The sequence below is a fragment of the bacterium genome (assembly GCA_030647005.1).
Classification (GTDB): domain Bacteria; phylum Patescibacteriota; class Patescibacteriia; order JACPHY01; family JACPHY01; genus JAUSKG01.
Window position 1 is genome coordinate 13093 of record JAUSKG010000005.1, and the last position, 22268, is coordinate 35360.

24 protein-coding genes and 2 tRNA genes are annotated in these 22268 nt (G+C 62.5%); 2 read left to right on the forward strand and 24 right to left on the reverse strand.

The window, feature by feature from the left end; all coding sequences use genetic code 11:
- Positions 1-360: 360 nt before the first annotated feature.
- From groL to Q7S96_00560, 15 genes are all read right to left on the reverse strand, one after another.
- Complete coding sequence (groL, locus tag Q7S96_00490; protein ID MDO8462740.1) at positions 361-2001, reverse strand: chaperonin GroEL; 1641 nt, start codon at positions 1999-2001, stop codon at positions 361-363.
- 8 nt (positions 2002-2009) lie between these two features.
- Positions 2010-2297: a co-chaperone GroES gene (gene groES / locus Q7S96_00495; GenBank protein ID MDO8462741.1), complete on the reverse strand. Its 288-nt coding sequence runs from the start codon at positions 2295-2297 to the stop codon at positions 2010-2012.
- 111 nt (positions 2298-2408) lie between these two features.
- Entirely contained in the window at positions 2409-3701 is a 1293-nt protein-coding gene (locus tag Q7S96_00500) for an O-antigen ligase family protein (GenBank protein ID MDO8462742.1), read from the reverse strand.
- Between the two features lie 106 nt (positions 3702-3807).
- Positions 3808-4770 (reverse strand): hypothetical protein, encoded by a 963-nt coding sequence (locus tag Q7S96_00505; protein MDO8462743.1) that lies wholly within the window; start codon positions 4768-4770, stop codon positions 3808-3810.
- Between the two features lie 14 nt (positions 4771-4784).
- Entirely contained in the window at positions 4785-5096 is a 312-nt protein-coding gene (locus Q7S96_00510; protein MDO8462744.1) for a PRC-barrel domain-containing protein, read from the reverse strand.
- Positions 5097-5120: 24 nt separating this feature from the next.
- On the reverse strand, positions 5121-5855 hold the full coding sequence (locus tag Q7S96_00515) for a YidC/Oxa1 family membrane protein insertase (protein ID MDO8462745.1): 735 nt from the start codon (positions 5853-5855) through the stop codon (positions 5121-5123).
- Positions 5856-5924: 69 nt separating this feature from the next.
- Positions 5925-7268, reverse strand: a complete 1344-nt coding sequence (gene nusA / locus Q7S96_00520) for a transcription termination factor NusA (GenBank protein ID MDO8462746.1) — start codon at positions 7266-7268, stop codon at positions 5925-5927.
- A 133-nt stretch (positions 7269-7401) separates the two neighbouring features.
- Positions 7402-7773 (reverse strand): YraN family protein, encoded by a 372-nt coding sequence (locus Q7S96_00525; GenBank protein ID MDO8462747.1) that lies wholly within the window; start codon positions 7771-7773, stop codon positions 7402-7404.
- Between the two features lie 3 nt (positions 7774-7776).
- Positions 7777-8046, reverse strand: coding sequence for a hypothetical protein (locus tag Q7S96_00530; GenBank protein ID MDO8462748.1), 270 nt, complete (start codon positions 8044-8046; stop codon positions 7777-7779).
- 4 nt (positions 8047-8050) lie between these two features.
- A complete protein-coding gene (locus Q7S96_00535; protein MDO8462749.1) occupies positions 8051-8437 on the reverse strand; it encodes a hypothetical protein in 387 nt (128 codons plus the stop codon).
- Positions 8434-9012 carry a methyltransferase domain-containing protein gene (locus Q7S96_00540; GenBank protein ID MDO8462750.1) on the reverse strand — a complete coding sequence of 193 codons (579 nt, stop codon included), beginning with the start codon at positions 9010-9012 and terminating at the stop codon, positions 8434-8436. Before Q7S96_00540 ends, Q7S96_00535 begins: the two co-directional genes overlap by 4 nt.
- 4 nt (positions 9013-9016) lie before the next feature.
- Positions 9017-9241 (reverse strand): hypothetical protein, encoded by a 225-nt coding sequence (locus Q7S96_00545; GenBank protein MDO8462751.1) that lies wholly within the window; start codon positions 9239-9241, stop codon positions 9017-9019.
- Between the two features lie 39 nt (positions 9242-9280).
- Positions 9281-9352, reverse strand: a tRNA-Val gene (locus Q7S96_00550).
- A gap of 99 nt (positions 9353-9451) precedes the next feature.
- The gene (locus Q7S96_00555) at positions 9452-9682 is read right to left on the reverse strand and encodes a hypothetical protein (protein ID MDO8462752.1); all 231 of its coding nucleotides are present in this window, start codon (positions 9680-9682) and stop codon (positions 9452-9454) included.
- Between the two features lie 71 nt (positions 9683-9753).
- A tRNA-Leu gene (locus tag Q7S96_00560) sits at positions 9754-9837 on the reverse strand.
- A 152-nt stretch (positions 9838-9989) separates the two neighbouring features.
- Between Q7S96_00560 and Q7S96_00565 the strand changes: the two genes are divergently transcribed.
- On the forward strand, positions 9990-10703 hold the full coding sequence (locus tag Q7S96_00565) for a Type 1 glutamine amidotransferase-like domain-containing protein (GenBank protein ID MDO8462753.1): 714 nt from the start codon (positions 9990-9992) through the stop codon (positions 10701-10703).
- A gap of 58 nt (positions 10704-10761) precedes the next feature.
- On the opposite strand, the gene Q7S96_00570 is transcribed toward Q7S96_00565, so the two are convergent.
- From Q7S96_00570 to Q7S96_00605, 8 genes are all read right to left on the reverse strand, one after another.
- Positions 10762-11919 (reverse strand): M20/M25/M40 family metallo-hydrolase, encoded by a 1158-nt coding sequence (locus tag Q7S96_00570; GenBank protein MDO8462754.1) that lies wholly within the window; start codon positions 11917-11919, stop codon positions 10762-10764.
- Positions 11920-11995: 76 nt separating this feature from the next.
- A complete protein-coding gene (locus Q7S96_00575) occupies positions 11996-12205 on the reverse strand; it encodes a hypothetical protein (protein ID MDO8462755.1) in 210 nt (69 codons plus the stop codon).
- A 173-nt stretch (positions 12206-12378) separates the two neighbouring features.
- Positions 12379-12564 (reverse strand): hypothetical protein, encoded by a 186-nt coding sequence (locus Q7S96_00580; protein ID MDO8462756.1) that lies wholly within the window; start codon positions 12562-12564, stop codon positions 12379-12381.
- A gap of 258 nt (positions 12565-12822) precedes the next feature.
- Positions 12823-14640 carry an arginine--tRNA ligase gene (gene argS / locus Q7S96_00585; protein MDO8462757.1) on the reverse strand — a complete coding sequence of 606 codons (1818 nt, stop codon included), beginning with the start codon at positions 14638-14640 and terminating at the stop codon, positions 12823-12825.
- A gap of 3 nt (positions 14641-14643) precedes the next feature.
- Entirely contained in the window at positions 14644-15846 is a 1203-nt protein-coding gene (gene tyrS, locus Q7S96_00590) for a tyrosine--tRNA ligase (GenBank protein ID MDO8462758.1), read from the reverse strand.
- Between the two features lie 95 nt (positions 15847-15941).
- The gene (locus Q7S96_00595; GenBank protein MDO8462759.1) at positions 15942-16238 is read right to left on the reverse strand and encodes a GIY-YIG nuclease family protein; all 297 of its coding nucleotides are present in this window, start codon (positions 16236-16238) and stop codon (positions 15942-15944) included.
- Positions 16239-16455: 217 nt separating this feature from the next.
- On the reverse strand, positions 16456-17214 hold the full coding sequence (locus Q7S96_00600; protein MDO8462760.1) for a C39 family peptidase: 759 nt from the start codon (positions 17212-17214) through the stop codon (positions 16456-16458).
- The gene (locus Q7S96_00605) at positions 17204-19873 is read right to left on the reverse strand and encodes a valine--tRNA ligase (GenBank protein ID MDO8462761.1); all 2670 of its coding nucleotides are present in this window, start codon (positions 19871-19873) and stop codon (positions 17204-17206) included. Before Q7S96_00605 ends, Q7S96_00600 begins: the two co-directional genes overlap by 11 nt.
- A 153-nt stretch (positions 19874-20026) precedes the next feature.
- Here Q7S96_00605 and Q7S96_00610 point away from each other — a divergent pair, with 153 nt between their 5' ends.
- Positions 20027-21169: a hypothetical protein gene (locus Q7S96_00610; protein ID MDO8462762.1), complete on the forward strand. Its 1143-nt coding sequence runs from the start codon at positions 20027-20029 to the stop codon at positions 21167-21169.
- Between the two features lie 153 nt (positions 21170-21322).
- On the opposite strand, the gene Q7S96_00615 is transcribed toward Q7S96_00610, so the two are convergent.
- Positions 21323-22039 carry a TIGR00730 family Rossman fold protein gene (locus Q7S96_00615; protein MDO8462763.1) on the reverse strand — a complete coding sequence of 239 codons (717 nt, stop codon included), beginning with the start codon at positions 22037-22039 and terminating at the stop codon, positions 21323-21325.
- Between the last annotated feature and the right edge of the window lie 229 nt (positions 22040-22268).

Here is a 22268-nt window from a genome sequence, read left to right on the forward strand (position 1 = left end):
CGGCGGGTCTCTAAAGTCACGAATTGTGAATGTGCCAGCCGGAACGCTGACTACCATTTGTACCACAAAATGCCGATACTGTCAAGGAGGTTCGCACAACGGAGCGGAAAAATGACGATAGTGGGCAATTTTACAGAGGATCCCATGCCTCTACCAACGCATGTCATTGCGAGGAGTCCGCGACGCGGCAATCCCGGCCATGAATGCACCCGGCTTTCACCTTGTACCGGTATGGCCGGGATTGCCACGCCTCGTGGACGCGGCTCGCAATGACAGCAATAGACGGCTCCTCGCAATGACATTGCTATAAACGAGCATCGCGTCCGCATGGACGCGATGCTCGTTTACGCTGATGGCTTCCTAGTACATCCCGCCACCCATGCCACCCATGCCGCCTCCTGCGGCCGCGGCGGCGTCACCCTTGGGGTCCGGTTTGTCCGTGACGACGGCCTCCGTAGTGAGGAAGAGCGCGGCGATGGATGCGGCGTTCTGGAGTGCGGTGCGCGTCACCTTTGTGGGGTCAATGATGCCCGCGACGACGAGGTCCTCGTAGCGGTCCTCGGCGGCATTGTAGCCCTCGTTGCCAGTGCGCCGCTTCACCTCCTCGGCCACGACTGCGCCGTCCTTGCCGGCGTTCTCTGCGATCTTCTTGAGTGGTGCTTCGAGCGCGCGCCGGAGGATGCTGATGCCCACCTGCTCGTCCCCGACGGCCTGCACGGTCCCGAGCGCGGACGCTGCGCGGATGAGCGCGACGCCACCGCCGGGCACGACGCCCTCTTCCGCTGCGGCCTTCGTCGCCTGCACGGCGTCCTCGATGCGCGCCTTCTTCTCCTTCATCTCGGTCTCCGTTGATGCACCAACCTTGATGACACCAACACCGCCGGCGAGCTTCGCGAGGCGCTCCTGGAGCTTCTCGCGGTCGAAGTCCGAATCGCTCTGATCGAGCTCGCGCTTGATCGCGGCAACGCGATCGGCAATCGCCGCGGGCTCACCGCGCCCCTCGACGATCGTCGTCGTCTCCTTGTTCGCCACGACACGACGCGCCTGACCGAGATCGGCAATGTTCACGGAGTCGAGCTTGAGGCCCACCTCCTCGGAGATGACGCGACCGCCGGTGAGCACCGCGATGTCCTTGAGCATCTCCTTGCGGCGGTCGCCAAAACCCGGCGCCTTCACCGCAAGCGCGTTGAACGTGCCGCGAATCTTATTCACGACGAGCGTCGCGAGTGCCTCGCCGTCCACATCCTCCGCGATGATGACGATCTCCTTGCGCCCCTCCGCGGCCACCTTCTCGAGCGTGGGGAGGAGGTCCTGGATCGAGCTGATCTTCTTGTCCGTGATGAGGATACGCACGTCGTGATACTCGGCCTCCATGCGCTCCGCGTTCGTGACCATGTACGGCGATGCGTACCCCTTGTCAAACCGCATGCCCTTCACCACCTCGCTCTCGAGCGCGAGCGACTGGGACTCCTCGACGGTGATGACGCCGTTCTCGCCTACCTCCTCCATCGTCTTTGCGATGAGCGCACCAATCTCGTGATCGTTCGCAGAGATCGCCGCGATGTGGGCAATATCCTGCGTGCCGGAGACCGGTTTTGACACCTTCCGCCGGAGCTCCTCGACAATCGCCTCCACGCCCTTCTCGATGCCGCGGCGAATAGCGACGGGGTTTGCACCGGCCGTCACGTTCTTCATGCCCTCGTTGATGATGGACTGCGCGAGGAGCGTCGCCGTCGTCGTCCCGTCACCGGAGACATCGTTCGTTTTCGACGCAACCTCCTTCACGAGCGACGCGCCGACGTTCTCAAACTTGTCCTCAAGCTCAATGTCCTTTGCCACCGTCACACCGTCCTTCGTGATGATCGGCGAACCGTAGCCGCGATCGAGCACGACGTTCCGCCCCTTCGGGCCGAGCGTCACGGTGACAGTGTCCGCGAGCTTGTCCACGCCGCGGCGAATCGCGGAGCGCGCCGCCTCATCGAACAGAATTTGCTTTGCCATAGGTATTGTTACGCAACAATGGCGAGGATATCCTCATCGCGAATGACGAGGAACTCCGCATCGTCAACCTTGATCTCATCGGGCGAGTACTTCTTGAAGAGCACGGTGTCTCCAACCTGAACCGACATCGGCGCGCGCTGGCCGGACGAGAGAATCTTGCCCGGACCCACTGCGATCACCTTACCCTGCTCCGGCTTCTCCTTTGCGGTATCCGGCAGGACGATACCGGACTTTGTCACGGTCTCTGCGGACGACGGCTTGACCACGACGTGGTCATGGAGCGGTTTGACTTGCATACGACAACGGGAATGCTTCTTATGAAAAAATGGCGAAACAAAATCGTTTGGCACTCCGACCTAGAGAGTGCTAAACGCTCATCCACAAGCGTAGCAGGGGCCACGGAACGGTCAAGTTGTGCCGTCGTCCTGTGATTGGCCCTCCTGTTTACCCGTCGCTATCGCCACGGAGATTGCCACGAGTGCGATGAAGAACACCGACCCCACGGACAAGGACCAGGGGTGGTGGTCAAAGATGATGGCCGGCAGAAGCGATAGCCACACCCAGGGCGCGACAAACCCTGGCGACGCGACGAGCGCGGCGACGAGTGCAAAAACGACGATGATCATGCCGAGTACCCCCACCTCGACGATCGCGAGCACCGGCACGTCGTGGACGGGTTCGATGGTCGCGGGGTCGCGCGCAGGCGTGACATCAGCGATCGCGCGCGGCATCGCGTGGAGTCCGACACCGAGGAGCGGGTGTGCGGTGAGCAACGCGTGCGCATCGTCAATCGCTGCGTAGCGCTGCTGCACCGAAATGAGCTCGAGCCGTTCAGACGTATCGAGACGTGTGGCAACGAGTGGCCAGAGCGTCGTGAAGGCGGCGAGGAGCGTCAGCGCGCCGGCGAGTGCCGCGTACTGCGTCCGCGGGCGCACGGCGAGCACACCAAAGAGGATGGCGGCACCGATCCACGCCGCGCGGGAGAACGTGAGCACGAGCACGAACGTGAAGAGCGCGATGACGGCGATTCGGATCGCGCGACGTATGCGGAGGGCTGCACCCGCGCGCGGGAGCAGCGTCGCGGTTCCCATGATGGCGCAGAGGAGCGCGGTGCCGAACACGTTCGGGTGCGGGAACCCCCCGTACGCACGGAGCCACCGCCCACCGCCCGCCTCGACGACGGACTCGCCGAGGCGGGTCGCGGCGCGCTCGGGAATACCGAGTGCGGTGAATGCTGGCGCAGCGAGCGCAAGGAACTGCACGATGCCGATCATCGCGTGGACACCCATCGCCGCGAGGAACCCGTAGAGGAAAGCGCGCGCGTGACGTGCGAGCATCCCCGCACCGGTAGTGGCAAGCACAAGGAGTGCCATGCGCACCCACCCCACCGCGCTGAGGAGCACATCGGGGCTCCGGAGAATATTGAACGTCCCAAAACCCGCGATCGCGAGGACGGCAATGACACCCGTCACACGCGACCGACGGGTCCCCACGATGAACCCGAAAACCGCGAGCGCGAAGAGTACGATGTCACCCGCGAAGATGCCAACATTCACGAGCGCGTAGGGCTGACCCGAGAGCTCCCCCGCGCGCAGCAGCCAGACGGTCTGCCACGGGAGGAGAAATCCGGCGAGCCCGACGAGCACGTCGCGCCCGTGCGCGCGGAGGCGTGCCAATGCGGAAAGGGGTGGGAATGGCATACAATTTTTTCCGTCATTTCGAACGATCGAGTCCTCAACCCCCTCCGTCATTTCGACCGACCGAATCCGCGAGGGAGCGGAGAAATCTCTTTTCGCGGTACAAGGATCACTGTACTCCAAGACGAGATTTCTCGACTTCGCTCGAAATGACGGAAGAGGATCCGCTCGGCATGACGGAAGAGGATCCACTCGGCATGACGGAAGAGGATCCGCTCGGCATGACGGAAGAGGATCCACTCGGCATGACGGAAGAGGATCCACTCGGCATGACGAAGGGGGATGGCTGCAACGCCAACTGCGCCATCCAGGCATCGCGGAACTCCTGCCGCCGATCGTGCGTGTGGAACTTGAGCATGGAATCGTTCATGATGACGCTCGTGTCGCGGTTTGCCTGCGGGAACGCACGGAGGAGTCGCGGGAGTTGCCATGCGCGTACGAGGGACTCGAGCACCCGCGCGAGTTGCGATGAACGTGCGGCGAGGGATCGCACGCGCATCCCCCACCGCGGATGGATGGCGCGTGGCTCTGCATCCGGCAGCCAACGCCGCACCCACGCTGCGTTCGCGCTCCAGAACCGATCGTACACGCCACCCGCATCAAACAGCACCGTGAGTTGCGTGGGCCAGAAGAGGAGGTAGGGATCGGGGGGAATTGGCGATTGATGATTGACGATTGATGATTGACGTTCGGGGAGCTGGAGCGATTCCAGACACAGCGCGTCGGTCGTGAGGAAGAACGAGGGACAGAGCGCGTCCGCACCGTGCTCACCAGGACGCTGACGGAAGAGCTTGAGGATGGAGACGATGAGGAACCGCGCGGTCCAGATGCGCCCGGGCGCGGTGATGATGACGAGGTCAATGTCGCTCGCCGCGCGGCAGTTGCCGTACCCGAGCGCATTCCCGATCGCAATCATGCGGATGCCGGGTATCCTCCGCAGCACGCGGCTCCACCGTCGCGCCTTCCGGAGCTTGCGCCAGCTCCACTGCGCCTGCCGCTGCCGCCCGACATCCAAAATATCCTCCTGCCATCCCTGGAGCGCGAACCACGATCGCCGTGCTTCGCGATCCATAGGATGCTGCGCGCTCACAAATCCGATGCGGTCGCGACGGGCTGCGCGGATGGCGCACGACTGCGTTGCTCGTCATCCGCACGCACGCGCGTGCCGCGTCCACGGATGACCATACGCCGTGCATCGAGCGAAACGACTTGCGTGTGGTGCACGAGAAGCTCGTTCGACGTCGGGAAAAACATGGCGAAAAAACCGCGTGCCCGCACGCGGTACTGCGCGATGATTCCACTATCGACATCCACCACGAACCCGACGAGCGTGCCGACACGCTCACCCTGCTCCGTTTCCACCGCAATACCCACGAGCTGATCATCGGAGAGAAACATACAGGGACGGAGACCTTCAGTCCTCTATTTTTTTTCCGAAGCTGGCGCGGGAGCGCCGCGGATCGAGGCGAACGCGAGCTTCTGCTGCGCGCCCTGGAAGAGCGTCGTCACGAGCCAGTAGAGCGTGAGACCGGCGGGGAGTGTCGCGCCGATGACGACCGTGACGATCGGCATCATGTACTTCATCTGCTTGTTCATCATCGTCATCATATCCTCATCCTTCCCGGAACTCTGCGCGACACTCGTCGGCGGACGGCTATCCACGAGCATCTTCATGACCCAGAACTGCGCCGCACCCGCGAGGAGCGCGAGCGGAATGGAGGATGTCCCCATGGGAAGGAAGCCGAACGCGACGTCCCGAAGCTCGGTGGGGTGTGCGACGAACGCGTAGAGGAGCGATTGCGCTCCACCCTCGAACGCGAGGCGGAGCGCCCCGTAGATGCCGAGGAGGAACGGGAGTTGCACGAGTGTCGGTAAACAGGAGGAGAGCGGGTTCACCTTCTGCTCTGCGTAGAGTGCCATCGTCGCCTTCGCGAGTGCCTCGCGGTTCCCCTTATGCTGCTGCTGGAGCTCCTTCATCTTGGGCTGAATGCGCTGCATGGCCACCTGCCCCGCGATCGCCTTCCTCGAGAGCGGATAGAGCACGAGGCGAATGAGCACCGTGAGCGCGATGATTGCAATGCCGAGATCGTGCCCGAGCACGTTGTAGAACACGATGAGGATGTTCGTGAGTGGCTGGACGATGAGGGTGGTCCACATAGGAAGCGACGAGTCCCGACGTTTGAGTCCAAAGGAAATCGGTCGGGATCCCGAATATACTTCGGGGCTTCAAGCGGGAGTGGGTGCGGTGCCGTCGTCTGCCGGTGGCACCTCGGGTGCCTCAGATGCCTCAAGTGCTGTAGGTGCTTCGGGCGGCACCGTTGCCGGTTCTGCGTCGCTCACTGCGTCCACAACTTCTCCCTCCTGCACGGCGGGAGCTACCGCTTCCTGGACGTTGATCTTCCAGCCAGTCAACCGCGCGGCGAGGCGCACATTCTGCCCACTGCGACCGATGGCGAGCGAGAACTGGTCCGCCGGAACGCGGACCACCGCGGTCTTCGAGGGTTCGTGGAGCTCCACCGCGACGACCTTCGCTGGCGACATCGCGTTCGCGAGGAATGCCGCCGGCTGCTCTGCATACTCAATGATATCAATTTTCTCACCGGAGAGCTCGGCGATGATCGTTTGGACACGAGTCCCGCGCTGCCCAATGCACGCGCCGATGGGATCAACGTGCTCCTCGGTCGCGCGCACCGCAACCTTCGCGCGAGAACCGGGCTCGCGGGCAACCGCCATAATCTGGACCGCGCCGGACGACACCTCCGGAACCTCGACCATGAAGAGGTGGCGAATGAGGTCCGGGTGCGTGCGTGAACAGAGGAGTTCGGGGCCACGCATGGTCTTACCCACCGCGTAGAGGAGCACCTTCACGCGCGTGCCGGGTGCGTAGCGGTCGGTAGGAATCTGCTCTTCCTCGCGGAGGATACCCGTGGTGCGCGGGCCAAGGTCCAGGAGCACCGTGCGTCCCTCACGGCGCTGCACCGTTGCCGTCACCACCTCGCCTTCGGCCGACTTCCACTCGTTGTAGATGGTGTCGCGCTCCGCCTCGCGCAGGCGCTGCATGATGACTTGCTTCGCGGTTTGCGCGGCCATGCGTCCAAATGCGCCCGGCACCTCGAGTGGGATGCGAATGGTGCCCCCCACCTGTGTGTCGGACTCGTGTCCGCGCGCCTCGGCGAGTGCGATGTGGAGCTTCGGATTGTACTTCTTCACGCCGTCCTCCTCCACGATCTCGAGCTCCTCGGGCTGACGCCGCGTCTCCACCGCAACTTCTGGTGCGGGTGGCAGCTTCCCCTCCGCACGCATCTGCTCCTCAAGGTCGCGCTGCTTCTGGCGCTCCTCAATCTCGCGGAGTGCCTCGGCGACGAACTCGTCCTCGACGACCTCCTTCTCATCAAAGGCGGACACCCCAGCGGTCTCGGGATCGAACGTCACCTTAATGTTCTGATTCTTCTCACCGAAATCCTTCCGGTACGCAGCCGCGAGCGCCGCCTCGACGGTCTCGAGAACGGACTCGAACGGGATACCCTTCTCATCACAGATATCACGCATGGCTTGGGAGATGGCGGACATAGGGAGTTGTAGAATAACCGCGACGAGCTGCGGGGCGGTCGGGACTTCCCGAGGGCCGGCTCGTGCTAAAAAAAGAGGCCAGTGCTCATGCACTCGCCTATACGACAACGGTACCATACCTTATTCCTCCGTGTCAATCCTCACCGGCGACCGCGTTCGGGATGTGCACGATCTCCGGCTCGCCGCTTCCGGTGGTGATGGCGATGACGTCAATGCGCCACGGGTGGGATCGCAAGTACGGCACGTGCGCGAGGTACTCCTCCGATGCACGAATGAGGCGGTGCTGCTTCGCACGGGTGACCGATTCCTCCGGTGCGCCGTACCCCTTCCCCGAGCGCGTCTTCACCTCGACGAACACGACCTCGCGCCCGAGACGACAGACGAGATCAATCTCTCCGCACCGCAGGCGCGCGTTGCGCTCGATGATGCGGTATCCCTTGCTGCGGAGGTAGCGCTCCGCCGCGCGCTCCCCCTCGTCGCCAAATTGTTTGCGCGGGTCTCGCATGGGTCACGGCACGCGCGGCGCGATGGTGTCCTTGGGATTCTGGAACAACGCATCCGTGAGATTCCGCGCGCGACACGTGAAGTTCCGATCGAATGCCGTCTGTCCGGATTCCGCCTCGAGCGTACACGCCGTATTCCGATGACACTGGAGTGCCTCGTAGTGCCAGCACTGTGACCGTGTCGTGAAAATGAGGAGGACATACACGAGCGGCAACCCAAGCGCGAGCGCGATGCCCACCCACACCAACGTGCGTTGTGAACGGAGGGAGACCATACGCTTAGGGAAGGTACCGCGCCTTCCGCTGACGCTCCTCCATGGAGCTCCGCTGCGCCGGCACCCGCGTGCGGACGTGCCCGACGATGAATGAGGCCCACGCGATATCCATGACCGCGACGAGCGCGAGCAGCCACCGTGCGGAGAGCCCTGGGATGCCCTCGGCGCGGAAGAAGAGTAATACCCAGAGGACCGCTGCCGTGATGAGGAGGAGGTGTCGGACGCGCAGCCACGGCGCGCGCTCGAACGCGCGGAGTTGCTTCTGCACGACGAGGCGCGGGAGCGCGATGCCCACCCCCGTGAACGCCACGCAGGTGAGTACCCAAAGCCAGAGCGACCACGCCGCGAGCTCAGGAGGGAATGACGAGAACCAGAATATCCATGACATCATAGAGTTGTTCCGTGCGACGTGACTCCTGCATCACCCTTCACGAACAGCACGCCGTAGTGCTGCGGACCGGCATCAAATCGCTCGCGGAACGTGAGGCCGACCTCCTGCGCCGTGGCGATGAGCGCATCTTCCGGTACCCGACGCTCTGCCGGAGGGCCCATGACGCTCGCGATGGGCTTCCACTCGACGACGAGGACGCGACCGCCTCCGCGCACGAGCCGCGCGGCCTCGCGGAGCACCGCAGCGCGATCGTTCGTGAGGTGGAGCGTCGAGACGAGCAACGCGACATCGAGCGACCCTGCGGGGATTGGTGTCGCGGCGTCGCGCTCGAGATCGGACCAAATGTAGGTGATCACGCTCACGCTATCGAGCTTCGCCTTGCTCTCCGTTGCGGCGAGCGCCGAGCGCTGGATGTCCACCGCGTAGGCCTTGCCGTGTTCTCCCACGAGCAACGCCGCCGGAATGATGAGGTGTCCGGTCGCGCCGCACCCGAGGTCCGCAACGCGCATGCCGCTCGCGAGGCCAGTGCGCGCGAGGAGCGCGTCCGCGTTGAGGAGTGCCGATCCGGTTGCCATATGCCTACCGCACGAAGAGGCGGATGAGAATGGATTGGACCACGCCGCCCATCATGAGGAAGGAGAGGACGATGAGCGCGATGCCCACGAGCTTCCAGAATAACCGCGTCCCACCCGTGAGGTGTGTCTCTGCCCAGTCCACCGAACCGAAGTTCTGGTAGATCCACTCGGACTTCCACAGCATGAGGAAACCAATGATGATGACGATGGTGCCGATGAGGTAGATCATGGGGGGTGGAGAGCAGGATACCATGGGAGACCCAAAACCTGCGCGCGCCTGGGTTCGAACCAGGGACCCTCTGTGTGTAAGACAGATGCTCTACCGCTGAGCTACGCGCGCGGAGATCGTGCGCCGCATCCCGCTGACGACTTCCATGGTACCACGGCGTACCTGCGGCGAAAAGAAGGCCCCACCGCTTGTGGGGGTGGGGCCTGGCGGTCACGTGCGCGAAGGAGGCAGAACAACCTTGTTGTAGAAGATGACGATCACCTGTTCCGTCTCGCCATCCGACGTGGCGGTCGCTGTCACCACACGCTCTATCACCTCGATCTTCTCTCCCCACTCATCCAGCCACGAGTTGACCAGCTGTTCCAGCGTATTGAGATCATCCCGCCCAAATATCTTCACCTGCTCCATGACTTCCTCCTCATCGGCATGATGTTCGCACAAACCGTAGCACGCTGTGCGCACAACGTCAAGTGCCCGACCGATGGTCGGGCACTTGACCGATTGCTCAACAATGCGGACGAGAGGAGTTGAACCTCCACGGGACTAGGTCCCACTGGCCCCTCAAGCCAGCGTGTCTACCGTTTCACCACGTCCGCGTAGCATAGGACTACACCGAATGTACTGGACTCTCAAGAAAAAGACAAATAGATGCGTCGCTTGACAGTGCCAAGGTCATGCGCTTGGATGGGGGTGCAGGGGGAAAACTGCTCTTTGCAAGAAAGTGAGGAAGACCGTGAAGCTGCTGCTCATGTCAACAGGCGGAACGCCGTTTCTCCAGCACGCACTCCCGGAGATCGCTCGCCTGCTTGGCGAGCGGCGGGATATCGGCTACATCTCCGCAGCGGAGATCATGGACCCACCGGAGGAGTGGTTCGCGAAAGCACAACACGCGTTCGCACGCATCGGTGCTGCGGTGCACCACATCCGATGGGATGCCGAGGATCGCTTCGCGGCCCTCGGCAGGGCAAACGCGATCATGGTGGGTGGTGGAAATACGTACGCGCTACTCCAACGCCTCCGTGTGTCCGGGCTGCTCTCGGACATCCGCAAAAGCGTGCGCGAAAACGACATGCCATACATCGGCGCGAGCGCAGGCATGAACATCGCCGGCATGACGATCATTCCGACGAACGACTGGAACACCGTCGAGTGCGCGCCGCCGTTCGATGGATTCGGGTTCGTGCCCTGGGCGACGAATCCGCACTTCCTGGACGCGCAGGCATCGTCTGCACCCAACCGCGAGCCGACGAGCTACCGCATCGCGGAGTTCCATCGCTTCCACGAGCACCCGGTCCTCGGCATCGAGGAGGAGGCGTTCGTCGTGGTGCGCAATGGGACAGCGGCGGTGCTCAGTAACGGCACCGCTCGTGCGCGGTGGTACGAGCGCGGCCAGAATACCCTGTGGTTCCCGCACGGCTCCACGCTCCCTCTCCGCATCGGCACTGCCACAAGCGCAAGGTGATCGCAAGAACCCCCATCCCGAGTACATCGGGATGGGGGTTTTCCGTACGCGCTGCACGCTACGGGGCTGCAGGGAGACGATACGGCACGAGCGTTCGCTCGAAAATTTCCTGGAGCTGTCGCAAGCTGTCGAGCTCCACAAATTCATCAGCCGCGTGCATGTTATCACCCGTCGGGCCGATGATCGCGCACGGGACGCCGAGCTGTGAGGAGAGGAGCTGCACGTCCGAGTACCCGCTTGCACCGATGTCTTCAAACTCCACGGAACCGAGTGTCGCGTGCACGGCATCGGTGAGCGGCTTGAGCGCCTCGTGCGCGGTCTGGAATCCGCGGAAGTCAAAACGCTTCACGACGCGCTCGACGTGGCACCCGGCCTCCTCGACACCGCGACGGAATGCATCAATGCAGTGCTCCGCGTGCATGGAGGGGACGGTGCGGATCTCGATGATGCCGCGCGCGTAGTCCGGAATGATGTTGCCATCCTCCGCGAGAATCGCATACTCACCGTCGAGACCACGGAACTGGCCGGCACGCAGCGACGCGATGTTGCGCGTCGTGCGTCCCAACGTCGGATCGGTGTGCTGTTCGGTGAACTCGTCCATCCGCCGCACACCGTGGAGGAACGCCTTGAGCGCGCTCTGCCCCGTCCACGGACGCGCCGCGTGCCCGCACTTGCCGCGCACGATCGCAGTGAACTCCGTGATCCCGCGACAGCCCGAACGCACGCGGAGATTGGTCGGCTCGATGGCGATTGCGAGCTTCGGCTTCGCGCGGCTCCGCTCGATGGCGAGAAAACGACGCATCCCATGGAAGTCATACTCCTCATCGCAGTAGAGGAGGTACCCAACGCCGCGCGTCGCGCCCATGCGCGCCGCCGCAGCGAGGAGCGCGACGATGCCGCCCTTCACGTCGTACGCACCGCGTCCGTAGCAACGCCCGCCGTCCATCTCGCCCGTCACGCGGTACTCCCACCCCGTGCCTGGCGGCACGCAGTCCAGATGCCCTACAAAGAGCATCTCCATCGGCGAACCGTCCGTCGCAAAAATGTTGAAGCGATTGCCGTCTACGTGCTGCTGGTTCACCTTGAGCCACGGCAGCTCTCGCTGGATGACATCGGAGAAGAACGCGCTCACGCCGGACTCCACATCGGGGTTGTCCGGAGTACGCCAACACGGAATGGCGAGCGTGCGTTCGAGGAGTGATGGTGCGTCAATCATAGCGGCGGGGTTCGTTCTGCACTCCACCACTATACGGCGCAAACCGCCGCGCTGTCAAGCATTGGACATCACCGCGTCACGATCGCGTCCACCACCAATCGGAGTTGCACTCGCCGTTCATGAGGAACGGTGCACGCTTGTGCGTGCCTGACTGCTCATCCCCGCGCTCGGCGGAATCGCCATCGGAAGCGACCGCATCGGGCGCGTCCACGCGCACCGGCAAGACCTCCGGCTTCGTCGTCTGTCCCGCGAGTCCACCGTACCGCATCCACATCGTTGTACACATCACATCCTCCGCTCAGTACTCGACGACGAACCGTCGTCATGTTATACCTGAGCTGGAGGTGGTTGGACCCATGTCCAAGGGATTCGTCCCAAGGAACACCAACCACCTCCAGCCGTTTCACTGCAACTCCGACACTACCCGTGCGTGATGAACGTCATGGTCATCACCTCCTTTCAGAACACCTCATCAAACCGCTCGCCATCTGGCCCATCCGTCACACCACGCGACGAAGTAGGCCAACCGAGCGCATCCGTTCCGCGATCGCTATCGCAATCGCAGTCGTCCGTACGGCGACGGTCTCGACCGCGCCCCAGCACGTCACCGCGCTCCGCATCATCGGGCATCTGCGTATCACGCATCGTCACCTCCGTTCAATTGGGAAAGAACAACGAACGTCACACACCCCGCTTCCTGGGAAGCGGGGTGTGATCGTTGCACGGTTGGTACGCTTGATCTACTCGATACGCGCGCACACGTCATCACACCCCGCAGGACCGCGGAGATGCTTAAACGAGTACCACGTGGAGACACGAGTGATCATAGCCCTCTCACCATAGCATCGCGATCATCGCTGTCAAATGGCGCTGTGGAGAACCATCTCCTCCAGCGTACCGTCGTCACATCCGCTCGAGCGGCTCGATGCCGAGGATCGTGAGGCCACGCGCGAGGGTTTGCTGCGCCACTTCCAACAAAATACCTCGCTGGGCTCCAATATCCACGTCATCAACGAGTACATGTGCATCGCGGTAAAAATCAGCGAAGGTCTTGGCGAACTCGTAGAGAAACTGTGCGAGCGTTGAAGGGTCGCGCTCGCGTGCGGCACCAACAAGAACATCCTCGAAACGAGCAATCATGCACAGGAGCTGTTTCTCTGAAGGTTGCTCAAAGAGATACTTCCCCGTCAAACCCCTTCGCATTGATGCCACTCGTGCACCTTCCACTTTCCGCAGAATCGCACACATGCGCGCGTGCGCGTACTGGAGGTATGGCCCGGTCTTGCCAGAGAACGCCACAGCCGCATGAGGATCAAAGGTCACCGTAGACCGCGGCGAGACGCTGAGAAGCATGAAGCGAAGCGCAGCCATCGCAATGGCGGACGCGCGCGCGCGATCGCCATTGCGCGCGACGATCGGCGGCTCGTCCGTCCCCGCGTCCGGCTCGCCTGGCACCGGATCTTCTCGCCGCGCGATCTCCTCCTCCGCAAGCTGCGTGATCTTTGCGATGAGGTCGTCCGCATCCACTACCGTCCCCTCGCGCGACTTCATCTTCCCCTCCGGGAGGTTCACCATCTCATACGAGAGATGCTCAACCGTTGGCATCCCGAGCATCGTGAGGATCGCATTGAGCTGCTTGAAGTAGTAGTCCTGCTCCACGGCGGTAATGACGATCTGTCGCGCACCACCGTCGTCGCGCGCTTTCGCGGCAACGAGCGCGAGGTCCTGCGTCGCGTACACCGTCGTCCCATCCGCGCGGATGACCACCTTGTCATCGAGCCCCACCGCGTCGAGCTTCGCGACGGTGTTACCCTTCGCATCATGCGTGAGCGTCCCGCTCGCCACCCCGCGCTCCACGATCGCGCGGCCCTGCTCGTAGATGGCGCTCTCGCGGTACGTGCGCTCAAACGCGACACCGAGCTTCCCGTACGTCTCCTCGTGCCCCGCGATCACCCAATCCACCATGCGCTGCCAGAGCGCGAGCGTCTCCTGATCACCGGCCTCCCACTTCCGTACGAGCTCTTGTGCCTCCTCGAGCAAACCCGCGTCGTGCTGCTGCTTCTGATCGAACACGACGTACCAGTTCCCCACGAAGTGATCGCCCTTGAGTCCTTCCGACTCCGGCGTTGACCCCGCCCCCCACCGTGCGTATGCGAGCATCGCCTTCGCCATCGCGATCCCACGATCGTTGAGCAACAGCACCCGCCGCACGGTGTGCCCCGTTGCTTCCAACAGCCGCGCGACCGCCTCACCGTAAAACGCATTGCGCAGATGTCCGAGGTGGAGCGGCTTATTCGCATTCGGTGAAATGAACTCCAGGATAACCTCCTGACCCTCCCCCTCATCTTGAGGGTCCCGACGCGAGGTCGGGATCCCGGCCGGTTTCCTTTGGGCTGCAGCGTCGGGAGGAGCTGGAGGGGGTGCGGGTACCGCCAACACGCGCTGCGCCACCTCGCCCGCATCGAGCGTGATGTTGCAGTACGCCCCCGCAACACCCGCCTGCGCAACGAGCGGATGCGCGGCGAGCGCGTCTGCGATGCGCGATGCGATGGCCTGCGGCTTCTCCGAGAGCTGCTTTCCCAGCACAAAGCACGGCACCGCGAGGTCCCCCATCGCAGCATCCGGCGGAATTTCAAATGCCAGTGCCTCGATTTCCACCGTCGGCACCGCCCCATGCGCCGCCTCGCGCAGCTCGTCGAGCATCGTGGACCACACGGACATATGCTACTTCGCAACCACCCGCACGAAGTGTCGCTTCCCCTTCTGGATCAACACTCCATCCTTGGCTACGACGACCACCGCGCTGATATCGCTCATAATACTCCCATCAACCTTCACGCCACGCTGCTGCACCACACGCCGCGCCTCGGCCTTTGAGGGTACGAGTGCTGCCACCACAAGGAGGTCGAGAATGTTCCACTTGCCACGCTTTACGGGGACGCTCGTCATCTCCTCCGGCATCTCGTGCTTCTGAAACGTCTTCACGAACGCCTCCTGCGCCTTGTCTGCATCCTTGACACCATAACGCATGCGCACCAACTCGCGGGCGAGGCGCATCTTGAGGTCGCGTGGATTTGCACCATCCTTCAACATCGTGATGATCGCATCCACTTCCTCCATCGGCACGCTTGTACACTGCACGAAGCACGGGACGATGACGCCATCCGGCAGCGCCATGGCCTGACCGTACAACTCCGCGGCCGCGACGCCAAGCTCCACCATATTCCCCTCGCTCTTCCCGATCTTCTTCCCGCTCGCGTCCGTCAGGAGCGGCACCGTGATGACGAACTTCTCCCGCTCCTGCATCTTCCGCACATAGTCGCGCCCCATGAGCATGTTGAACGTCTGATCCGTCCCCCCGATCTCCACATCCACCTCCATCGCCACGCTGTCGTAGCCCTGGAGCACGGGGTAGATGAACTCATGCGCGCTGATCGGTTTCCCCTCGCGCATCCGCTCCTGGAACATATCGCGCTCGAGCAGCCGCTGGACGGTTGTGAGCGACAGCGTTTCCAGCAACTGCTGTGCCGATACCTTATCCCACCACTCGCCATTGCGACGCACGGTGAACCCGCGCGCGAGCACGGCACCCGCCTGCTCCTTGTATCGCTTCGCGTTCGCGCGCACCTGCGCACGCGTGAGCTGCACGCGCGTCTTGGACTTGCCCGTCGGATCGCCGATCATGCCCGTGAAGTCCCCGATGAGCATGATGACCTCGTGTCCGAGATCCTGGAACTGTCGCAACTTCTGCAACACCGTGAGGTGCCCGATGTGCAGCGTGTCCGCCGTCGGATCAATACCATTGTAGATGCGCAGCTTCTTCCCCGATTCCAGCACCTCCTGCAGCGCATCCGCACTCGGGTACACCGTATCCACGCCTCGGGTGAGAAGCTCGTTGATAGCTGCGCTGTCTTGTTTTGACTGCATACATCGTTCAATGATTGCACCGTATGAGATTTCTCACTCCGCTACGCTCCGTTCGAAATGACAGGATGGTGTCATTTCGACCGAAGGGAGAAATCTCACACGAAACACTCTAGCGAAAGGTCACGCAAATCAGGATTCTGTTGCTTGATGAGTGCCCATTTCTTCATGCGGCTCCACTTCTTGAGCTCTTTCTCACGCGACAGTGCTCCCATGACCTCGTTACAACATTCATAGTACACGAGATCGTGGCACCGGTAGCGTTTCGTGAAACCGTCCACGATGCCCTCCCGATGTTCGATGACACGACGCGCGAGATCATTCGTCATACCAATATACGAAACGGTCCGCCACTTGTTCATCATGATGTAGACGTAGTATGCGCGCTCCTCCATACACTGAGCCCTTGCCCGTAATGTACCGTGTGAGATTTCTCACTCCGCTACGCTCCATTCGAAATGACACGAGGGGTGGTGTCATTTCGACCAACGGGAGAAATCTCACACGAAACATTGTTACGAAGCGGGTGACATTGCGTAGTCAGTGCACTCTGCTCGAAACAACGGCATAAAAACGATTTGTTCCTTCAGTTCTGCATACATCGTTCTGCGTTTAGTACACGATCACCCCCTGCCGCCCGAGCTGCTCCCAGTTCTCCAAAAACTCGTCGAGCTCCCAGTACTGTTCGCCGTAGATGGGATCCATGACGTGGAAACCCTCTACCGCATCGGAACTTCCAGTGTACCCCACCACGACGCGCGTGTGCTCGCCATCAACGGCGTGCACGATGCGGCCGGAGAGCGTACGCCAGGTGAGATCGCGGCCGCGGCCGTTGACCCCCCAGATAATGACGGGGTTACCGCCACTCAGTGCCGTGACGAGCGTGGCTGCGGTGCCGCCTTCGATGACCTCGGCGCGACGGTACGTTCCGGCGACGCGGCCGATGGGGCCTGCGTGCACGCCGTAGCCCGTTTCGCCCATGATGCCGTCCCGTGCGCCGACGAACGCTTCGTCGGGGTCACCCCACGTGCGTATCCCATTCGCCCAGGTGCTCGGTGTCGGATCGTACCCGACGCGCTCGAGGAGCTCGTCCTCCGTCACCGCGATGCCACGGTACGCGAGAACCATTTTGAGCACGGCAACCTCGCACGTGAGCGCGTGGTCCTGCGCGTCGAACGCGATGGCGAGCGCGCGGTACGGCGCGGGCTTGAGCTGGTGATCGTACACGAACTGCCGGAACGACCGCACGACACCCGCGCGGAGGTTCGCATTCTGCGTGAGCGGCGTCGCAGTGGCGAGTGTCATCGAGGCAACGAGTGCCGCGACCGCCCACCGCATCTTCCGCGGCCACTGATCCTCCTCATGGGACATAGGCACGAACCGTCACCGTCGTCCCGCGCACCGTCGCGCTCGGCGCGCCGTCCTGCGCCTCCGCGATGGTCACCTGCGCCGCCCGCCCGAAGTGACGCACGAGCTCCTGCACTTCCGCGTGCGCGCACCGTGCACGCTCCTCCCCACTCCCAGGCACAAGCGTCACCGCGACGAGATCCTTCGGCGGGATCCCCGCGTCGCTGCGGAACTGACGGATGGCGGACACGAGTTCGCGGACAAGCTCGAAGGTCACTGCCTGCTCCGCGTCCTGCGCCCCCCGCTCCGCGTCTCCCTCCGGCCACGGCGCGGCGATGAGCATGTCATCGTGTCCAAGGCGCCGCCACAGCGTCTCTGTCACAAACGGCATCGCCGGATGGAGGAGCTTCAACACCACCTCGAGCGTCTCCGTGAGCGTCGCGAGCTGAATCCTCGTGGCCTTGCTCGCCTCCACGTACCAATCTGCAAAGACATGCCACGCGAAATCGTAGACCTCCTGCGCGGCCTTTGAGTACTCGTGCTGCTCGTAGAAGCGTGTGACATCTTGGATGAGCGTGTTCCGCCTCGTGAGGATCCAGGCATCCGCAATCCCCGGTACGCCTTCACCATCCGCCGCAATCGTGTGCGACGTGTGAGATTTCTCGGAGGACCTCGAAATGACGGAGGGAGAGGATGCGGACGACACTTCGCTCGTCTGCATCGCGACATACCGCGCGATGTTCCACACCTTCGTGATGAACTTCGCGTAGCCCGCGATCTTCTGCTCATCGAGCTTGGAATCCGCACCAGGCGACGTACCGATGAACAGCGCGAGGCGCACCGCATCCGCGCCGTACTTCTCGGTCATATCGAGCGGATCAATGACATTCCCGAGCGACTTCGACATCTTCCGTCCCTTTGCATCGCGCACCAGGCCATGCAGGTACACCTGCTTGAACGGCACCGTACTCAATGCGAACTCCGTCATGAGGATCATGCGTGCCACCCAGAAAAACAGAATATCGTAGCCGGTCTCGAGAACGGATGTCGGATGGAAGGTCTTGAGGTCTTCCGTCTGCTCCGGCCATCCCAACGTCGAAAACGTCCACGTGCCGGCCGAAAACCACGTGTCGAGGGTGTCCGGGTCTTGCTCGTATTCCGCATCACAAAATTCGCACTCGGGCTTTTCTACCGATACGACCAACTCCTTACATTGCTGCACGTCACCCTCATGGCCGTGCTTCGGAACGCACTTCGGTTCGTGGTACCACGCCGGAATTCGATGCCCAAACCAAATCTGACGTGAGATGCACCAGTCGCGGAGGTTCTCCATCCAGTGGAAGTACTCTTTGGTGAATCGCTCGGGGATGATCTCGATGGCACCGGAACGCACGGCCTCGAGCGCGAGGTCCTTGAGGGAAACCAATTCCTCGTCATTTCGACCGGAGCTCGTCTGCGAGCGAAGCGGAGAAATCTCATCTGCTGCACTCGGAGAGATCTCTCGACTCGCTTCGCTCGCTCGAGATGACGAGGGAGGAGAGACGCTCGTCTGCGAAGACGCGCGGGGTCGAAACTGCTTATTGACATCCACGAACCACTGGAGCTTCGGGAGCGGCTCCACCGGTGTCTCGCAGCGATAGCAGACGGAGAGGTTGTGCGTGTAGTGCTCATCAATACGCTCCACGAGTCCCTTCCGTTGGAGAATTGCGACGATGTCCGCGCGCGCCTCGCGTGCATTACGACCAACAAACATCCCTGCGGCTCCCGTGAGGTTGCCGTCCTCGTCAATAATCGTGACAATCGGGAGACCGTGCTGCCGTGCGAGCTCGAAGTCCTCGAAACTATGCGCGGGTGTAATCGTCATTGCGCCGGTCCCAAACGAACGATCAATGACCGGATCGGCAATGACGTTCGCGGTGAGCGGCTCGTCCTCGATCCACGGCACCGCAAACGTCGTACCAACGATGTGGGCGTAACGCTCATCGTTGGGATGCACAACGAGCGTCTTGTCCTGAAACTTCGTCTCCGGGCGCGCCGTGCCGATGACGACCGGACCATAATGGAAGTAGTAGAACGGCGTGTGCTCCTCCCGATACTCCACCTCGTCATCCGCGAGCGTGGATTTGCAGCGGGGACACCAGTTGACGATGCGGTTGCCGCGGTAGAGCACGCCCGCATCGTACATGTTCGTGAACATCGTCCGCACGGCGAGCGAGCGCGGTGCGTCGAGCGTGTACGCGAGGCGCGACCAATCGAGCGATGCACCCATGGCTTTGGACTGCTCGATGATGCGATGCTGCGAAGCGGCGACGAACGCCTCCACCTCGCGCAGGAACGCCTCGCGCCCCAACTCGTGGCGCGTGCGGCGGCCCTGGACGTTCTCCTTCTTCAGTTTCTTCTCCACGACGTGCTGCGTCGCAATCGCCGCGTGATCGGTCCCGGGGATCCACACCGTCCGATCACCGCGCATGCGATGGTACCGCACCATCATGTCTTCGATCGCCAGCATGACCGCGTGCCCCACGTGCAACGTACCGGTCGCGTTCGGCGGCGGAAGCACCATGCTGAACACCTCACCGGTCCGAGCGATCTCGGACGGCTTGAAGTGCCCCGCGTCCTCCCATGTGCGATAGAGTTCCGCCTCACCGGACGGATCGTAGCGTGTCGGGAAATCATTTTCCATAGGTAGAACCATCGTAGCAGATGGAGAGCAAACGATCACATTGTCAACGATGCCTGACATCCCACCACATGGAAATATTGACGCGACCGCACGCACGATGTACTGTTGATAGCTTATCAGGATAATGTTCCGATCGTCGCTCAAAAACGATTCATGGCACTCTCCGTCTCCCAGCAAGCTCTCGCGGCGATCACGCGCTCCAACCACACGCTCGTCTGCTTTCCGGAAAGCGCGAGCGCGGACGGCGTGGCGACGGCACTCGGTCTGGCACTCGCGCTGGAGCGGCAGCGACCGGGACATCAAATTGATGTCGTGTCGAGCGGCTTCACGCCCGGCCACGCCCTGCGGTACGGGTTCCTCCCGGGCGTTGACCGCGTGCAGCGCGAGGCGCGGTGCGAGCAGAAGGTGCGCATCCGCATCCCGTGCGACGACCCGCACGCGAGCGACCTCCGCCACCGCGTGCGGGACGGCGCGGTGGAGATCGAGCTCACGACCGGCGGCACGGCGCTCCAGCGCGAGCACATCGCCTCCGCCATCGAGCAATCCTCCTACGACCTCATCATCGCCGTGGACAGCCCGGACCTCGCATCGCTCGGCGCGCTCTACACGCGCAACCCCGAACGCTTCCAGGGGACGCCAATCATCGCCATTGACCACGCGCCGGACCACGAACGCTACGGGCAAATCCACTGCATTGACGTGACAGCGAGCGCGTGCGGCGAGGTGGCCGCTGCGCTCCTCCGCGAGCTCGGACAGCCCATGGATGCGGACGTGGCAACCTGCTTCCTCACGGGCATCCTCGTCAAGACGCGGAGCTTCCGCACACCGCGCATGGGCGCCCAGACCTTCACGACGGTGTCGTACCTCCTCGAGTGCGGGGCGCGGCGCGAGGAAGTCGTCGCGCGGCTCTTCCAAACGAAATCTATCCCCGAGCTCCAGCTCTGGGGCCGTGCACTCACGCGACTACGCACCGATCGCGAGCGCGGCCTCGTGTGGAGCATCCTCTCGCAACACGACGTGCTCACCGTGGGTGCACACGATGCGGACCTCGACGCCATCGTGGACGACCTCCTCGCGAACGCGCCGGACGCGCGAGTCATCCTCCTCCTCTGCGAGCAACCGGATCGCACGATCACGGTACGCGCCTACGCACCGTCCGGCCGCTTCGATGTTGCCGCACTCCTCCGCCCCATCGGCGGAACCGGCGCTGCCGCACGCGCAACGGCAACCCTCCCTGCGCAACCGCTCGCGCAGGCAGAAGCCCACGTCCTTGACGTTGTGAGGGGACGCATGTAGCATCCCTGTCTCGAACGAACACACACACGAAGAACCCCCGCCACGCTGGCAGGGGCTCCTCCTTTACATTCCCCCTCCCGTGCGAAGCAATCGGGCTTCGCCCGTTGCGAAGCACTGGGGGTCGCACGGGGGGGTGTCGAAACCCCCTGTGGTTTAAAAGTACGCCCGCTCCTTCGTCTTCTTCACAATCGCGAAGGCCTCCTCGGCGGTGTCTACGATCTGCATGAGATCGAGGTCTTGCGACTCAATCGTCTCCATGCCCTTGGAGAGCATGTGTGTGCGCATCCAGTCATGCAATCCCGACCAGTACTCCCTCCCCACGAGCACGATCGGCACGCGCGGCACCTTCTTCGTCTGGATGAGCGTGGCCATCTCAACCATCTCATCGAGCGTGCCAAACCCGCCAGGGAAGAAGATGTACGCCTGCGCAGACACGGAGAGCACGAACTTACGCGTGAAGAAGTAGTGGAACGCCATGGACTTCTTCACCCACTTATTCGTCCGCTGCTCGTGCGGGAGCTGAATGTTGATCCCGACGGACTCCGCACCCGTCTCATGCGCGCCGCGGTTCGCTGCCTCCATGATGCCTGGCCCTCCACCGGTGACAATGGTGAAACCGGCCTTGCCCAGCATGGCACCGAGCTTCCGCGCCTCCCGATACCACCGATGCGACGGCGCGAGACGCGCAGAGCCAAAGAACGTCACCTCGCGCTTGAGATCGAACAAGAATTGTGTTCCGTCAATGAACTCCGCCATGATGCGGAAGATCCGCCACTGCGCCGTGTTACGGAAATCCGTACCGCGCACCTCCGAGAGATCACCGTTGAGGAACGGCGATTTAGCCGACGCTCGCGCTGCACGCTTGGGCATAGGATAGACATTTGAGAGTAGGACTCCATCGTAGCACGCAAAACACACGCCGCGCGTCCACAACCAAAACCACCCCGATGTTCATCGGGGTGGTTTTGGTGTCTGTATTGTACCAAACTCGCACCTATTTCCAAAACAAAGTGAGGTAATGACTTCGCACGCTCCGCGTGCGTGGTGAAGCGAAACTGAATCGTACGCTCGGAGAAAGCCCCACGCACTGGCGAGTACG

Coding starts and splice junctions, on each gene's coding strand:
- Q7S96_00510 (MDO8462744.1), bottom strand. CDS start 5,096: ATGTTTCTCTCCGATGATCAGCTCGTGGGTATTGCGGTGGAAACGGAG.
- Q7S96_00570 (MDO8462754.1), bottom strand. CDS start 11,919: ATGATTGACGCACCATCACTCCTCGAACGCACGCTCGCCATTCCGTGT.
- Q7S96_00525 (MDO8462747.1), bottom strand. CDS start 7,773: ATGCGAGACCCGCGCAAACAATTTGGCGACGAGGGGGAGCGCGCGGCG.
- Q7S96_00565 (MDO8462753.1), top strand. CDS start 9,990: ATGTCAACAGGCGGAACGCCGTTTCTCCAGCACGCACTCCCGGAGATC.
- argS (MDO8462757.1), bottom strand. CDS start 14,640: ATGTCCGTGTGGTCCACGATGCTCGACGAGCTGCGCGAGGCGGCGCAT.
- Q7S96_00580 (MDO8462756.1), bottom strand. CDS start 12,564: ATGCGTGATACGCAGATGCCCGATGATGCGGAGCGCGGTGACGTGCTG.
- nusA (MDO8462746.1), bottom strand. CDS start 7,268: ATGTCCGCCATCTCCCAAGCCATGCGTGATATCTGTGATGAGAAGGGT.
- Q7S96_00540 (MDO8462750.1), bottom strand. CDS start 9,012: ATGGCAACCGGATCGGCACTCCTCAACGCGGACGCGCTCCTCGCGCGC.
- Q7S96_00575 (MDO8462755.1), bottom strand. CDS start 12,205: ATGTGTACAACGATGTGGATGCGGTACGGTGGACTCGCGGGACAGACG.
- Q7S96_00515 (MDO8462745.1), bottom strand. CDS start 5,855: ATGTGGACCACCCTCATCGTCCAGCCACTCACGAACATCCTCATCGTG.
- Q7S96_00500 (MDO8462742.1), bottom strand. CDS start 3,701: ATGCCATTCCCACCCCTTTCCGCATTGGCACGCCTCCGCGCGCACGGG.
- Q7S96_00605 (MDO8462761.1), bottom strand. CDS start 19,873: ATGGAAAATGATTTCCCGACACGCTACGATCCGTCCGGTGAGGCGGAA.
- Q7S96_00545 (MDO8462751.1), bottom strand. CDS start 9,241: ATGATCTACCTCATCGGCACCATCGTCATCATCATTGGTTTCCTCATG.
- Q7S96_00600 (MDO8462760.1), bottom strand. CDS start 17,214: ATGTCCCATGAGGAGGATCAGTGGCCGCGGAAGATGCGGTGGGCGGTC.
- Q7S96_00505 (MDO8462743.1), bottom strand. CDS start 4,770: ATGGATCGCGAAGCACGGCGATCGTGGTTCGCGCTCCAGGGATGGCAG.
- Q7S96_00615 (MDO8462763.1), bottom strand. CDS start 22,039: ATGCCCAAGCGTGCAGCGCGAGCGTCGGCTAAATCGCCGTTCCTCAAC.
- groL (MDO8462740.1), bottom strand. CDS start 2,001: ATGGCAAAGCAAATTCTGTTCGATGAGGCGGCGCGCTCCGCGATTCGC.
- Q7S96_00535 (MDO8462749.1), bottom strand. CDS start 8,437: ATGATGTCATGGATATTCTGGTTCTCGTCATTCCCTCCTGAGCTCGCG.
- tyrS (MDO8462758.1), bottom strand. CDS start 15,846: ATGCAGTCAAAACAAGACAGCGCAGCTATCAACGAGCTTCTCACCCGA.
- Q7S96_00530 (MDO8462748.1), bottom strand. CDS start 8,046: ATGGTCTCCCTCCGTTCACAACGCACGTTGGTGTGGGTGGGCATCGCG.
- Q7S96_00595 (MDO8462759.1), bottom strand. CDS start 16,238: ATGGAGGAGCGCGCATACTACGTCTACATCATGATGAACAAGTGGCGG.
- Q7S96_00610 (MDO8462762.1), top strand. CDS start 20,027: ATGGCACTCTCCGTCTCCCAGCAAGCTCTCGCGGCGATCACGCGCTCC.
- groES (MDO8462741.1), bottom strand. CDS start 2,297: ATGCAAGTCAAACCGCTCCATGACCACGTCGTGGTCAAGCCGTCGTCC.